This is a genomic window from Pontivivens insulae, assembly GCF_900302495.1.
Lineage (GTDB): Bacteria > Pseudomonadota > Alphaproteobacteria > Rhodobacterales > Rhodobacteraceae > Pontivivens > Pontivivens insulae.
Genome location: NZ_OMKW01000001.1, coordinates 153,315 through 166,763 on the forward strand (window position 1 = coordinate 153,315; position 13,449 = coordinate 166,763).

The 13,449-nt window shown below is 60.9% G+C and carries 14 protein-coding genes; 9 read left to right on the forward strand and 5 right to left on the reverse strand.

The annotated features are described in order from the left end of the window. Nucleotides 1–20: 20 nt before the first annotated feature. Genes POI8812_RS00825 through POI8812_RS00835 form a run of 3 tightly spaced genes read left to right on the forward strand, consistent with a single transcriptional unit; the run spans nucleotide 21 to nucleotide 2,018 of the window. Nucleotides 21–635, forward strand: a complete 615-nt coding sequence (locus POI8812_RS00825) for a uracil-DNA glycosylase family protein (RefSeq protein ID WP_108780642.1) — start codon at nucleotides 21–23, stop codon at nucleotides 633–635. Then, entirely contained in the window at nucleotides 632–1,225 is a 594-nt protein-coding gene (locus POI8812_RS00830) for a uracil-DNA glycosylase family protein (RefSeq protein ID WP_108780643.1), read from the forward strand. The genes POI8812_RS00825 and POI8812_RS00830 overlap by 4 nt, the downstream gene beginning before the upstream one ends. A gap of 13 nt (nucleotides 1,226–1,238) precedes the next feature. Continuing rightward, nucleotides 1,239–2,018, forward strand: a complete 780-nt coding sequence (locus POI8812_RS00835) for an SseB family protein (protein WP_108780644.1) — start codon at nucleotides 1,239–1,241, stop codon at nucleotides 2,016–2,018. On the opposite strand, the gene ubiG is transcribed toward POI8812_RS00835, so the two are convergent. Next, nucleotides 2,019–2,762, reverse strand: a complete 744-nt coding sequence (gene ubiG / locus POI8812_RS00840; protein ID WP_108780645.1) for a bifunctional 2-polyprenyl-6-hydroxyphenol methylase/3-demethylubiquinol 3-O-methyltransferase UbiG — start codon at nucleotides 2,760–2,762, stop codon at nucleotides 2,019–2,021. It abuts the gene before it with no gap. A 60-nt stretch (nucleotides 2,763–2,822) separates the two neighbouring features. Between ubiG and pip the strand changes: the two genes are divergently transcribed. Further along, complete coding sequence (pip, locus tag POI8812_RS00845) at nucleotides 2,823–3,797, forward strand: prolyl aminopeptidase (protein ID WP_108780646.1); 975 nt, start codon at nucleotides 2,823–2,825, stop codon at nucleotides 3,795–3,797. 79 nt (nucleotides 3,798–3,876) lie between these two features. Beyond that, nucleotides 3,877–4,530, forward strand: a complete 654-nt coding sequence (locus tag POI8812_RS00850; protein ID WP_162844844.1) for a YiaD family glycine zipper/OmpA-like lipoprotein — start codon at nucleotides 3,877–3,879, stop codon at nucleotides 4,528–4,530. 97 nt (nucleotides 4,531–4,627) lie between these two features. Here POI8812_RS00850 and POI8812_RS00855 read toward each other — a convergent pair whose 3' ends face one another. Continuing rightward, on the reverse strand, nucleotides 4,628–5,323 hold the full coding sequence (locus tag POI8812_RS00855; RefSeq protein ID WP_108780647.1) for an orotate phosphoribosyltransferase: 696 nt from the start codon (nucleotides 5,321–5,323) through the stop codon (nucleotides 4,628–4,630). A 28-nt stretch (nucleotides 5,324–5,351) separates the two neighbouring features. Next, nucleotides 5,352–6,395 carry a dihydroorotase gene (pyrC, locus tag POI8812_RS00860; RefSeq protein WP_108780648.1) on the reverse strand — a complete coding sequence of 348 codons (1,044 nt, stop codon included), beginning with the start codon at nucleotides 6,393–6,395 and terminating at the stop codon, nucleotides 5,352–5,354. 210 nt (nucleotides 6,396–6,605) lie between these two features. Between pyrC and POI8812_RS17580 the strand changes: the two genes are divergently transcribed. From POI8812_RS17580 to POI8812_RS00865, 4 genes are all read left to right on the forward strand, one after another. Next, a complete protein-coding gene (locus tag POI8812_RS17580; protein WP_162844845.1) occupies nucleotides 6,606–6,761 on the forward strand; it encodes a hypothetical protein in 156 nt (51 codons plus the stop codon). 108 nt (nucleotides 6,762–6,869) lie between these two features. Then, nucleotides 6,870–7,025 (forward strand): hypothetical protein, encoded by a 156-nt coding sequence (locus POI8812_RS17585; RefSeq protein WP_162844845.1) that lies wholly within the window; start codon nucleotides 6,870–6,872, stop codon nucleotides 7,023–7,025. Nucleotides 7,026–7,133: 108 nt separating this feature from the next. After that, complete coding sequence (locus POI8812_RS17590; protein WP_162844845.1) at nucleotides 7,134–7,289, forward strand: hypothetical protein; 156 nt, start codon at nucleotides 7,134–7,136, stop codon at nucleotides 7,287–7,289. 124 nt (nucleotides 7,290–7,413) lie between these two features. Continuing rightward, a complete protein-coding gene (locus tag POI8812_RS00865; protein ID WP_108780649.1) occupies nucleotides 7,414–9,441 on the forward strand; it encodes an NADPH-dependent 2,4-dienoyl-CoA reductase in 2,028 nt (675 codons plus the stop codon). 66 nt (nucleotides 9,442–9,507) lie between these two features. Here POI8812_RS00865 and POI8812_RS00870 read toward each other — a convergent pair whose 3' ends face one another. Then, nucleotides 9,508–11,844 carry a YbcC family protein gene (locus tag POI8812_RS00870; protein WP_108780650.1) on the reverse strand — a complete coding sequence of 779 codons (2,337 nt, stop codon included), beginning with the start codon at nucleotides 11,842–11,844 and terminating at the stop codon, nucleotides 9,508–9,510. 5 nt (nucleotides 11,845–11,849) lie between these two features. Beyond that, entirely contained in the window at nucleotides 11,850–13,406 is a 1,557-nt protein-coding gene (locus tag POI8812_RS00875; RefSeq protein ID WP_108780651.1) for a proton-conducting transporter transmembrane domain-containing protein, read from the reverse strand. Between the last annotated feature and the right edge of the window lie 43 nt (nucleotides 13,407–13,449).

The following is a 13,449-nucleotide window of genomic DNA, read 5'->3' on the forward strand; positions in this document are numbered from 1 at the left end:
AAGAGCGCTATATCAAGCCTATGTGTGACAACTTGATCCCGAACCTGCCCAAATCCGCGGCAAACGCGCCACCGATTGCACACGAGCTGTCGCAATGCCGCCGATGCGCAGGGGAGTTTGGCTTCACACCACGCCCCATTGTCCGGCTTTGCGCCTCTGCCCCGATCCTGATCATCAGTCAGGCTCCTGGTGCACGTGCGCACCGCTCTGGCATACCGTTCGACGACCCAAGCGGTGTACGGCTGAGGGATTGGATGGGATTGAGGGCCGACCGGTTCTTCGCGCCCGGGACCTTGAGCATCGCACCAATGGGATTTTGCTTCCCCGGAAATGACGCCAATGGTGGCGACCTGCGCCCACCCCGGCGGTGTCACGAAATCTGGCATGGCAAGGTTTTAGAGGAACTATCTGGCGTCCTTTTGACACTCGTTATCGGCGCTATGGCTCAATCCCATATTCTCGGGCGCTCGGACCCGATGACAACAATTGTCCGAGACTGGCAGACATACGCCCCTACCCTTTTCCCGCTCCCTCACCCAAGTTGGCGAAACAGTGCGTGGCTCAAGCGCAATCCGTGGTTTGAGGCTGAAACGATACCGGCCTTGAGGGCCCGAGTGTCGGAGGTCTTAAATTGAAAGCGCTGATCGAGCAGATCGAAGGGTGCCGCATCTGCGCAGATCGTTTCGCGGCAACGCACACGACCCATACCCCCCGACCCGTGGTCTGGCTGTCAGACACGGCCCCCATTCTGATTTCCGGCCAGGCACCCGGTGCGCGCGTCCACGCATCCGGCATCCCCTTCGACGACCCTTCCGGAGATCGGCTGCGCGATTGGCTGGGCGTGGATAGGGCCGCTTTCTATGATCGGAACCTCTTTGCCATTCAGCCGATGGCGTTCTGCTTTCCGGGATACAATGCGGCGGGGTCCGATTTGCCCCCTCCGCCCATTTGCGCCCACACATGGGCCAAATCCGCGAACGAAGCCATGCCGCAGATCAAGCTGAAGATTTTGGTCGGTGGCTACGCCATCAAATGGCACTTGGACACGAAGGCCCCCGTTACCCAAATTGTCGCCGATTGGCGCAATCATCCTGAGGGCACGTTTGCTCTGCCACATCCTAGCTGGCGCAACACCGCCTGGCTCAAGCGGAATCCGTGGTTTGAACAGGACGTTCTGCCGCGCCTTCGCACAGCAGTCGCACTTGCTCTCGGTCGTCTGGAATGACAATGAGCGGCACATGACAGAAGAGACGACCCCACTCGACAGCGCACACCTTGCGGCAGAAGCGGATGAGGCCCAGCGCCCAGCCTTCTATGACCGGCTGCTCGAAAGCGAATTGCATATCGTGCTGGAAGAAGAATCCGATGGCACATCAATCAAACCTCTTGTTCTTGAGACGTCAGACGGCGCGATGATCCTCGCCTTTGACCGCGACCACCGCCTCGCCGCATTCATGGGGAACGCGGCGGAGGTCGCTGTTCTTTCAGGTCGCAAGCTCATCGGCATGTTGGAAGGGCAGTCTCTTGCCATTGCCCTCAATCTCGGCGGGCATGCCTCTGAGACGATCCTGCCGGCAGATGCCGTCAGCTGGGCAGCCTCCCTTGGCAACAAAGCCGCCGAGATTCGCGAAAGCTCTATACGGGAGGTGCGGCGCCCCGTCCTGCCCGAGCCGCTGGTTGCCGCACTATCTGCGAAACTGCCCACTCTGGAAGGGATGGGTCAGCAGGTCTGGCTGGTCGGAACACGCTACCGTGACGGCACGAATGGCACCCTGTTGGCCGTGACCGATGTCGTGTCCGGTGCTGAAGCCGCAATCACACAGGCAATAAATGAAGCGTTGAACCTATCCGGCCTCGACGCCGCGACGCTCGACATTGCGTTCTTTGCTGGGGATGCTCCGATCATGGCACGGATCGCGCAACATGGGCTGGGCTTTGACCTGCCACAGCCCAGGCGCGAGGTGCGCGAGGTAGCGGCCCCCGGCTCAGACCCGGAAAAGCCGCCGATCCTGCGCTGATCATCGGGGCTTGATGCTTGACGTCACATAGTTGACGGAAAGGTCACGATCGCTCAGCGACCAGTCCCATTTCGCGAAGTTGAAGGTAAAGCCTGTTCGATCGACCGGGTTCAGACCAGCCCCTTCGATCAGCGCGAACAACTCGTCCGGCGTGATGAACTTGGAATGCTCGTGCGTCCCCTTCGGCAGCCAACGCATCACGTATTCCGCCCCGATGATCGCAAAGAGGAAGCTCTTTGGATTTCGATTGAGGGTTGAGCAAATCATCAACCCTCCGGGCTTCAGCAATTCCTGACAAGCCCGCAGGTAGAGCGCAGGATCAGCGACATGCTCAACAACCTCCATGTTCAGCACGACGTCAAACTGCTCTCCGGCTTCGGCCAGGGCCTCTGCGGTTGTGTGGCGATAGTCGATTTGAAGGCCGGACTGCTCCGCATGGACCCGCGCCACAGGAATGTTCCGCTCGGCCGCGTCCGCACCGACAACATCGGCGCCGAGCCGCGCCATCGGTTCGCTCAGCAAGCCACCGCCACAGCCAATATCGAGCAGGCGTAAGCCCTCAAATGGCCTTTCCGCTGTCAAGTCTCGCCCGAACTCCGCCGCGATCTGCTGCGTGATATATTCAAGCCGCGTGGGATTGAGCATGTGCAGGGGTTTAAATTTGCCATTCTCGTCCCACCATTCCTCAGCCATGGCCTGGAACTTTTCAATCTCACCCGCTTCGACCGTCGTCTGCGCGTTCATTTTGCCAACCTTTCGTCAGGGTGCATTCACCTTCACTCTCACATAGGACATAGTGCGCGCATGCGTGAACACGGAAGCACAGAATCCGCGCCTTATCGGCGCACGTTGTTCCCCCCGAGGGAGCCGTTTGGCCAGATGACGTTGCGGGTGCCCGGTGGCCATGCGCTCTATGTGGAACAATCCGGCCGCCCGGACGGCGTACCGGTTGTCGTGCTGCATGGTGGTCCGGGCGGTGGGTGCAGCCCAGCCATGCGCAGATTTTTCGATCCCCGCCACTACCGCGCTGTCCTCTTTGATCAACGTGGCTGCGGACGGTCCACACCCCATGCGTCCGTTGATGCGAATACGACATGGGATCTGATCGACGATATTGAGGCCATCCGCGAGCGTCTGGGGATAGAGAAATGGTACGTGTTCGGTGGCAGCTGGGGTGCAACCCTATCGCTACTCTACGCACAAACCCATCCAGAGCGTGTGTCCGGCCTCATCCTGCGCGGTGTCTTCCTGATGATGCGCGAAGAGCTTGACTGGTTCTACAATGGCGGCGTCGCGCGTTTCTGGCCCGAGGAGTGGGAAAGGTTCACCTCCCTCATCCCGGACGAGGAACGCGGCGACATGATCGCGGCCTATCACAGACGCCTCTTCGGAGAGGACCGCGCCGAGCAGGTTCGCTATGCGCGCGCCTGGGCCGCATGGGAAAGCAATCTTGCAGCGCTTGAAAATCATGGACGCTCATCCGGTGGATCAGGCGAATATGCGCGCGCCTTCAGCCGTCTGGAAAATCACTACTTCACCCATCAGGGCTGGCTTCGGCAGAACAATCAGATCCTCGCGGATACGGATAGATTGGCCGGAATCCCCGGCTACATCGTACAGGGCCGCTATGACATGATCTGTCCCCCGGCAAGTGCCCATGCCCTGCATCGCGCCTGGCCTGATAGCGAATTGCGGATGATCAGAACTGCGGGGCACGCCTTGTCAGAGCCGGGCATCGCATCCGAACTGGTATCCGTGATGGAAGAGTTGAAACGCTAGTCCATCACGACAGGTTGAATGGAACTTTACCGCTTCCAATGTGTTTAATGTCAGACGTACTTAACAGGAGTCATCAACGATGATCACCCTTGCAAAAACCACCGGCGCACTTCTGATCGCTGGATTTACCCTTACCGCCTGTGCGGAAGGTGCATTGACCACCAGCCCGAATGCGAACCGCAACCAGGGCGCGCTGATCGGCGCAGCTGCCGGGGCCGCACTGGGCCAGCTTGCAGGTGGCGATACGGAGTCCACCGCAATTGGTGCCGCACTCGGCGCGGGCGCTGGTGCCCTCATCGGTTACAACCTTGATCAGCAGGAAGCAGAGCTTCGCCGCGATCTTGCAGGGTCTGGCGCCACAATCGAAAACACGGGCGACCGCCTCATCGTGAACCTGCCCAACGACGTGACCTTTGCGACGGGCAGCTCCACAGTGCAGCCAGGCTTCCGTAGCCAACTCGTGCAGCTGTCGCAGAGCCTGAACACCTACGCGCAGTCGCGTGTTCAGATCACGGGCCATACCGACTCTGTCGGCGCGGCCGATTTCAACCAAGGTCTGTCCGAGGCGCGCGCATTGTCTGTTGCTCAGGTTCTGATTGGTCAGGGTGTTCCCTCCAGCCGCCTGAACATCACCGGCGCAGGTGAAACCCAGCCGATTGCCAGCAACGATACGGAAGCTGGTCGTGCACAGAACCGTCGTGTTGAGGTCGTGATCATCCCGACGCAGCAATAACGCGCTGACAACAAAGTAGTCAAAAGGCCCGCTCCTGGATATGGAGCGGGCCTTTTCGTTTCACTTCCTGAAAATATCCCCGCCGGAGGCAGCCCGATCAGACAGAGGTTTCGGCCTTACCGCCATGCGCTGCCGACCATTCCAGCGGTGCGTTGAGGAACGCCTCGACTTCACCCAAGGTCGCTTCGTCGAAATGACCACCCGCACGTGCCTCTGCCAGAACATCCCACCAGGTCGCCAGCCAATGCAGCTCCAGCCCGTGGTCCCGCAGCTTCTCAGGCGCATCTTTGAAGATGTCATAATAAAAGACGACGACAGCGTGATCGCAGGACGCGCCCGCTGTGCGGATCGCTTCAGCAAACTTGACCTTGGAACCGCCATCCGTCGTCAGATCCTCGACCAAGAGCACACGCTGGCCCTCTTCGATCAGGCCCTCGATCTGCGCATCGCGCCCGAAGCCCTTTGGCTTTTTGCGGACATATTGCATCGGCAATGCCAGACGCTCCGCGATCCACGCAGAGAACGGAATGCCTGCTGTCTCTCCCCCGGCAACCGCGTCGAACGCCTCAAACCCGACATCGCGGGTCAGCTTCGCACAGGCGAAATCCATCAGGGCAGAGCGGATGCGCGGAAAGGAGATCAGCTTACGGCAATCTATGTAAACCGGCGCAGCAATGCCGGAGGTAAAGATGTATGGCTCGTCCGCGCGAAAATTCACGGCGCCGATCTCCAGCAACATGCGTGCGGTCAAGCGGGCCATCTCGGCATCGGAGGGGTAGGTGTTGGCAAACATGAAAGTGGTCCTTTCAATGGGCGGATGCTTAGTCCGCGATATCCCAGAAAACTTCAAAGCCCGGATCGAAGACCGTAACCGGGCCATCGGCACCAGTTTCGATCTTGTCGGGAAAGCGGACGGGCGCTTCGCCCTTCACCAGCGTGATCCGATCCTCGTTGGCAGGCAGGCCGTACCATGCCGGTCCGTTGAGTGAGGCAAAGGCTTCCAACTGATCAAGCGCGCCCTCCTGCTCGAACACATGCGCCAAAAGCTGGATCGTGTTGGTTGCAGAGAACACACCTGCACAGCCGCAGGCGCTTTCCTTGTTCGGATCAGTATGCGGCGCGCTGTCGGTTCCCAGAAAGACGCGCGCATCGCCGGAAATGGCCGCGTCGACCAGCGCGCGGCGGTGTTCCTCGCGCTTCGCTATGGGCAAACAATACAGATGCGGCCTGATTCCACCCACAAGCAGGTGATTGCGGTTGATAATCAGGTGATGTGTCGTGATCGTACAGGCGAGGTTCTGTGAGCTGCCCATCACATAATCCACCCCGTCGCGGGTCGTGACGTGTTCCATCGTCACGCGCAGCTCGGGCAAATTTTGGCGCAGCGGCTCTAGGACACGGTCGATAAAGACGGCCTCCCGATCAAAGATATCGACGTCATGCGCGGTCACTTCACCATGCACGCAAAGTTGCAAGCCAGCGCGTGCCATTGCCTCAAGCTGTGGCATGACATTCGCCACATCCCGCACGCCACTTTGGGAGTTCGTAGTAGCGCCCGCTGGGTAGAGCTTTACAGCCGTAACGACGTCGGATGCGGCAGCCTCTTCAATCTGCTCAACCGTCGTGTTTTCAGTGAGATAGAGGGTCATCAGCGGCTGAAAGCGCATGTCGTCACGCCCTGCCGCCGCGATGCGGTCACGGTATGCAATAGCATCCTGAAGCGTGACAACCGGAGGCACCAGATTGGGCATAATGATCGCTCGCCCAAAATGGCGGGCCGTCTCAGGCAGAACCGCCTCCAGCACCGCACCGTCGCGCAAATGGAGGTGCCAATCATCGGGGCGTCGAAGGGTTAACTTGTTCATCCACGCATCCTCCCGCTGGGTGGCCACGCCCTAGCATTCCGTTCCTTCAAGGGCAACGACCAAGCCCGGATCACGCAAACTCACGACGACCGCCGGAACTAGTGGGATGACGTGATTTGTACGGAGCGGTGTTCATCCCTAGCTTTCAATCACCGGCCAACAACTGGTCCTAAGCAACTGAAAATAAATACAACACAAGGAACCTCCCCAATGAAAATCGTAACTTCTTCCGCTGCCCTTCTCGCCCTCCTGCTCGTCGCCGCGTGTGGTCAGCCTGCGCCAGAGCGCGCTCAAAACGTCGACCTGATCGGCATGGGTCAGGACATGGACATGACCAGCGACGACACCGATCCGACGGGTCAGTAAGGCTCAGCCAAACACCTCTACAGGGGGCTGGCTGATCAGTCCCCTGCTTCCAAAACACGCCCCTCTTTCAAAAGCGTGTTCAATCAAAAGAAACAAAGGAACTCCCCAATGAAAATCGTGACTTCTTCCGCTGCCCTTCTCGCTCTCCTGCTCGTCGCCGCTTGTGGCCAGCCCGCACCAGAGCGCGCTCAAAACGTCGACCTGATCGGGATGGGTCAGGACATGGACATGACCAGCGACGACACCGATCCGACGGGTCAGTAAGTCTTAGCCAGACACCTCTACAGGGGGCTGGCTGATCAGCCCCCTGCTTCCAAAACACGCCCCTCTTTCAAAAGCGTGCTCAATCAAAAGAAACAAAGGAACTCCCCAATGAAAATCGTGACTTCTTCCGCTGCCCTTCTCGCCCTCCTGCTCGTCGCCGCGTGTGGCCAGCCTGCGCCAGAGCGCGCTCAGAACGTCGACCTGATCGGCATGGGTCAGGACATGGATATGACCAGCGACGATACCGATCCGACGGGTCAGTAAGCTTCACGCGCAATGAACAGCGAAGGGCTGGACAGATGTCCGGCCCTTTTGCTTCCGCCGCGTTCTTCTGGACATGACGCGCACGTAAACTACGATCCCCGCAAAACCAGTGGGGAGATCCGACATGTCCGCATTCACAAATCTGCTGGAGCCACTCGACCTCGGCTTCACCACCCTCAAGAACAGGGCCATCATGGGCTCAATGCACACAGGCCTTGAGGAGTTGGGTGACTATAATCGCATCGCGGCCTATTTCGCCGAGCGGGCCGAGGGCGGTGCCGCGCTTATGGTCACGGGTGGCATGGCCCCGAACGAAGAGGGCGGCGTGCTGCCCGGAGCGGCGGGTCTGTTCACTGACAAGGACATCGCGAACCACAAGATTGTCACCGACGCTGTGCATGAAAAGGGCGGCAAGATTGCAATGCAAATCCTGCATGCCGGTCGCTATGCCTATAATCCGAAATGCGTCGGCCCTTCCCCGATCAAGGCCCCGATCAGCCCCTTCCCGCCCAACGAGCTGGATGAAGAGGGGATCGAAAAACAGATCGCCGACATCGTTACAGCAGCCGAGCGCGCGCGCGAAGCGGGCTATGACGGGGTCGAGATCATGGGGTCAGAGGGTTACTTCCTGAACCAGTTCCTCGTCACCCACACCAACAAGCGCACGGATCGCTGGGGTGGATCCTACGAGAATCGGATGCGCCTGCCCGTCGAAGTCGTGCGCCGGTGCCGCGAGGCCGTGGGCACAGACTTTATCATCATCTACCGCCTGTCGATGATCGACCTCGTGCCTAATGGTTCAACCTGGGAGGAAGTCGTGCAGTTGGCCAAAGCGGTTGAAGATGCGGGCGCAACCATCATCAACACCGGCATTGGCTGGCATGAAGCGCGGGTGCCCACGATTGCGACCTCCGTGCCGCGCGGTGCGTTCACCTGGGTCACCAAAAAGCTGATGGGTGAGGTTTCCATCCCCCTCATCACCTCCAACCGCATCAACAACCCGCAAACCGCCGACGATATCCTTGCCGATGGTGCGGCGGACATGGTTTCGATGGCGCGACCTTGGCTGGCCGATGGGCATTTCATGAAGAAGGCGGCTGAGGGCAAGGCCGACCAGATCAACATCTGCATTGCATGCAATCAGGCCTGTCTCGACCACACCTTCTCCATGAAGCTGACGAGTTGCCTGGTGAACCCGCGCGCCTGTCACGAGACGGTGCTGAACTACCCGCCCGTCGACGCGCCGAAATCGGTCGCGGTCGTCGGCGCGGGCCCGGCCGGTCTTTCCACGGCCATCGTCGCCGCCGAACGCGGCCATAAGGTCACGCTGTTCGAAAAGGACAGTGAGGTAGGCGGTCAACTCAACATGGCCAAGCAGATCCCCGGCAAGGAAGAGTTCTGGCACATGGTCGACTATTTCCGCCGGATGCTCGACGTGAATGGCGTCGATGTCCGGTTGGAGACGGAGGCCACCGTCGAGGCGCTCGCCGATTTCGACGAGGTCGTGATCGCAACCGGCGTGCTGCCGCGTGATCCCGGCATTGAGGGGCAGGTCGGCAACAATGTCGTCTCTTACGTCGATGTGCTGCGCGGCGGCGCCGAGGTCGGTGACAAGGTCGCCGTGATCGGGGCTGGCGGCATCGGTTTCGATGTCTCCGAATATCTCGTCCACAAGGGCGAGAGCCCAACCGAAAACCTTGAAGAATGGCTAACCGAATGGGGCGTCGCGGACCCCGCCGACTTCGCAGGCGGGCTGCATCCGGAGGGTCCACAGCCATCGCCGGCGGCGCGCCAGGTGACGATGATGCAGCGCAAGGCCAAGAAACCCGGCGCGGGCCTTGGCAAGACGACCGGCTGGATTCACCGCGCGGCGCTGAAAATGAAAGATGTCGAGATGGTCGCAGGCGTGAACTACGAGCGTTTCGGACCGAAGGGCGTCGAAGTCTCCTCGGGCGAAGGCCGCGAGAATCCGCGCTGGATCGAAGCGGACACGATCGTTCTGTGTGCGGGTCAGGTCAGCTTCCGCGATTTGGCCGATCAGTTGGAAGCAGCGGGCCGCACGGTGCATGTCATCGGCGGGGCAGATGTCGCCGCCGAGCTCGACGCGAAGCGTGCGATCAAGCAGGGCTCGGAGCTTGCGGCCAGCCTCTGAGCCTCCGGCGGGGATATTTCACGGAAGTGAAACGGGGCGCGGGAATAATCCGCGCCCCGATTTTGTTCAAGCGGCCTCTAGAACCGGGGTCGACCCGTCAAATGGCTCCCAGTTCAGCCCGCCGACATATCTGTCGGCGACCCGGCCGCTCTCGTCGAGGCGCAGCAAGTGCAGCCAGCCATTGTCAAACAGGTCACGCACACCCTGATGCTTTGCCAGAATATCAGTGATCGCGTCTGCCGGAGCCTCGACAATGACCGAAAGGCGCAACGGGTCATGCCGGAAGACCTCTCCATCATGGACCGATTGCAGGGCCAGTCCCGTGCGCGGCGCGCCACCATTGCCCTCCAACACGCCAAAGCCTCCGACGACATTGTGTAGAAGTTTATTGCCAGCGCCAAACGTGTCAGGCGCGACGGTAGAGCCATAATATTGCAGCGAAATCCAGCTTGCGACGACGACAGGCGCGGTCAGGATCAGCTCAAGCACGCCAAACCCTTCATCCTTTTTCCAATCATAGGAATGCAGGAAACTGCGCCCGCCCAGATCGGCATCCGCCGTCCGGTGCCGGGGAGCGGCGACGAAGGCCGCGCAGCCTGCGAGACCCCATTCCGGCCGGACCTCCGCCCAGTCATGGGCGCGTTGCTTCAATGTGGTGCCGTCCGCACCCGGAATAAGCTGCGCCCGTTCGGCACGCGCTAACGCACCCGCCTCTTTCAGCCATTTGCGCACCAGTTTCAGATCTGCGCTCGCGGGCACATCGAACAGCCGTACCTCATCCGCGGTCGTGTCATGCAATGCGCCAATGAAAAGCGTGTCGTCGGGGATCGTGATGCCCTGCTCCACCAACCCGGCCCGCACCTCCGGCGTGTTGAGCACGCCTGCCAGAACCCGCGCATTTGCCTCACCATTCTGCCCACCGCATGCGCCACATTGCAGCGCGCTTGCCATGGGGTTGTTGGTGACATGCGCACCATGCCCGACCAACAACACAACCGGCGCAAAATCGTCGGTCAGTGACATTCCCTTCAACGCCCCAGCGGCGAGCGCGATGCGGTTGTCGATAGAGACGTCGAGCAGTTGCGGCGTCGCTGCCGCTTCCTTTGGCCCGTGCTCGTGACCCAATGCATCCGCGACCAACTTCTTGAGGTAAAGCGGCCCAGCCGCCTCAACCCAAGCGAACGAGGAAACCGCCGCCATGCGGAAGCGGCCCAGTGCGCGTTTGGCGCGGGCGGAGATCCGTGTAGCCTGCTCCAGTTCATCATTCACCGTCGCCTCTGACGTCATACCTGCATTCAGCAGGACGGGCAGATGCGGATCCGGCGCGATTGAGCCCTGCGCACGATGGGTCAACGGAACACCAAAGAAGCCCGCGAACCCGATCGTATCAATCGCTGGATCAAGGCTCTCAAAAGCCCGCCGGAACACCTCTGACCGCACGTCGATGCAGAATGCAGCCTGTACTTTAGCCCGCGTATCCTGACTGGAAGACCGACCACCGGTCAGCTTCTCGGCCACACCCCGTTGATGGGCACGGTCTGCTGCGTCCTGCCATGCCGCGTCAATGCGGTCGTCAACGGCAGGCTCGACGGGTTGAGCGTGTGCTTCGGCAGCATCGGCCCAGTCAGCGCCGATCTGGTCGCGGTAATGCTCCAACAATGCCGCCTCCCAGACGAGCCGGATGGTAAGCAAATCTGTCGCGACCGTGTCGGCGCCGCCCTGCAACTCTGCTTGCCAGAGCTGCCAGCGCGCAGCCTGCCCCCAGCCGCCCAGCGCGTGCAGAACAGTGTGAAACGCTGTCTCAAGGGCCGCCTCGGTCAACCCCAGGGTCTCGACGGCCTTGGCCAATGCGGCCTCGGCCTCCTCAGGCTGGTTCGTCACGAAATCGGTAAACCCGCTCAAGCCAAGGATTTCCGGGGTCAGATCCCGCATCGCATAGCGCCGCCATGCGTCATAGGCTGACCGTCCCCGCGCCGTCGGCCACAGCGCCTGTCCATGGTCAAACCAGCTCGCCGCCCACATGCCGATGCGCTCGATCACCACGGCAGGCCAGTCAATCTTGCTCTCTGCCGCTGCAAGCTCGGTCACCAGCGGAAGGCCGTCCCCGTCGCTGCGTGGAGTTTGCAGGGCCTCGAACATCTGCTGGGGGGACAAACCCGCAGCCGCCGCCGCAGCGCCGACGTCAGCATCCGTAATCTTGCCTGCCGCATGGGCTTGCGCAAACCAATCCCGCGTCGGGGTGGAGGAGAACCCACCGACCCGGCGCATCCGGGCAGCCGCAGTCGGGAAGCTTTCAGCGCTTTGACCAAGCCAAGGGTTCACCGCGACTGTTGCGGCCAGTGGCCATGCGGGCGGAATTGCATTGGCGGCCGTGGTGGCTGCGCTCATCAGAGTCGTGGTCATCCGCTTCACTCCTTCACAGAGGCGGGCTTGATCGCCCAGGTCTGCGCCGCCCGATCGAACAGCGCGTTAAGGTAGAGTCCGTTGGCCAGATGCACCCGCAGGCTCTGCGCGGCGGGGTGATGCGCCCAGAGAGGGAACATCGCCTGTGCAAGGGCCGTAAAGCCGAAGCCAACGACGATCAGCACCATCAACGCCCACTCCAGATTGCCCGGCGTCGGTGTGGCGGGCAGCGTGCCCTTCGCCAACCAGTCAAGGATGCTTTGCAGTGCGAAATAGCTGCCTGCCACGGCGATGGATGCCAGCGCGGTGCGTTGGGTTAGCTTGCGAGGTGCGGCATCGGCCAAGCCTTGTGCAATCAGATAGGCCACGCCGAAGATCAGGATCGCACCCAAAGCGATGGCCTGTGGTGCCTTGTCAGCCAGCCCGAAGATCAGTCCCATGATCGCATAAATCACGAGGGCAAGGCCGAAGGCGCGCAACACTTTGTTCACACTGGGAACAGCGACCGGACCTGGACGCCGGGTGGCGGCGACAGCATCAACCGCGCTGCCAGAGGTCAGGAACGCATGTGCCTTGTACAGAGAATGGGCAAGAATATGCAGCAGTGCCAGCGGGAACAGCGCCAGGCCACATTGCAGGATCATGAAGCCCATTTGCGCAATGGTTGACCAGGCAAGCGAGGTCTTCACCGCTGCCTGTGTCAGCATCACGAGGCTGGCCACAAGCGCCGTGAAGCCTCCGATCAGGACAAGCAAAGCCAGGACGCCGGGTGCGGTCAACATGACGTCGGCAAAGCGGATCAGCAGGAAGCCACCGGCGTTGACGATCCCTGCATGCAGCAGTGCGGAAACAGGAGTCGGCGTCTCCATCACTTCGGTCAGCCAGCCATGAAGCGGCAACTGCGCCGACTTCAAAACAGCGGCCAGCGCGAGCAGGATCGCAGCGAAGATGGCCCAACCGCCCGACGCCACTTCATTCAACGTTACGATGTCACCAGTTCCAAAGGCCAGGATCAGCGTGAGCGCGGCCGCGATCAGGGCGACGTCACCCAGCTGCGCGGTAATCCGCTTCTTTCGCGCAGCCCGCCGCGCCTCTACCCGATCCGCATAGAAGATCAGCAGCTGATGCAATCCCAGCGCCGCGCCAATCCAAGCGACGGCCAGCTGAACCACGTTCCCCGCGCTCACCAGCAGCATCACAGCAGCCAGTGTCAGCGCCATCCAGCCCATGAAACGGCCCTGCTCGGCCTCACCGTCCAGATAGGTTGCGGAATACCGCAGGACGATCCAACCGATGAACGTCACGAGCAGCAGCATCGCCGCGCTCACGATATCGAGCCGGACCGAGAACCCAACCTGACCAAAGCCGATCAGGTGAGATGTTGCAGGGCCGTATGCAAACAGGACGACGGCACTCAGCACCGCGATGGCCAACGCAAAGAGCGAGGCCATTTCGGTGAAGCGCAGCGTTGCCGCAGGGCGCATTCCCGGCCCTCGGAACGCAACAAGGGATGCAAGTGTCAGCGCAAGCGGCGCGAGATATGCCAGCAGGGGATAGGTCATCTGTCTCTCCTAACCTTCGTTGGTTGGGGAGATAGGGCAGCAC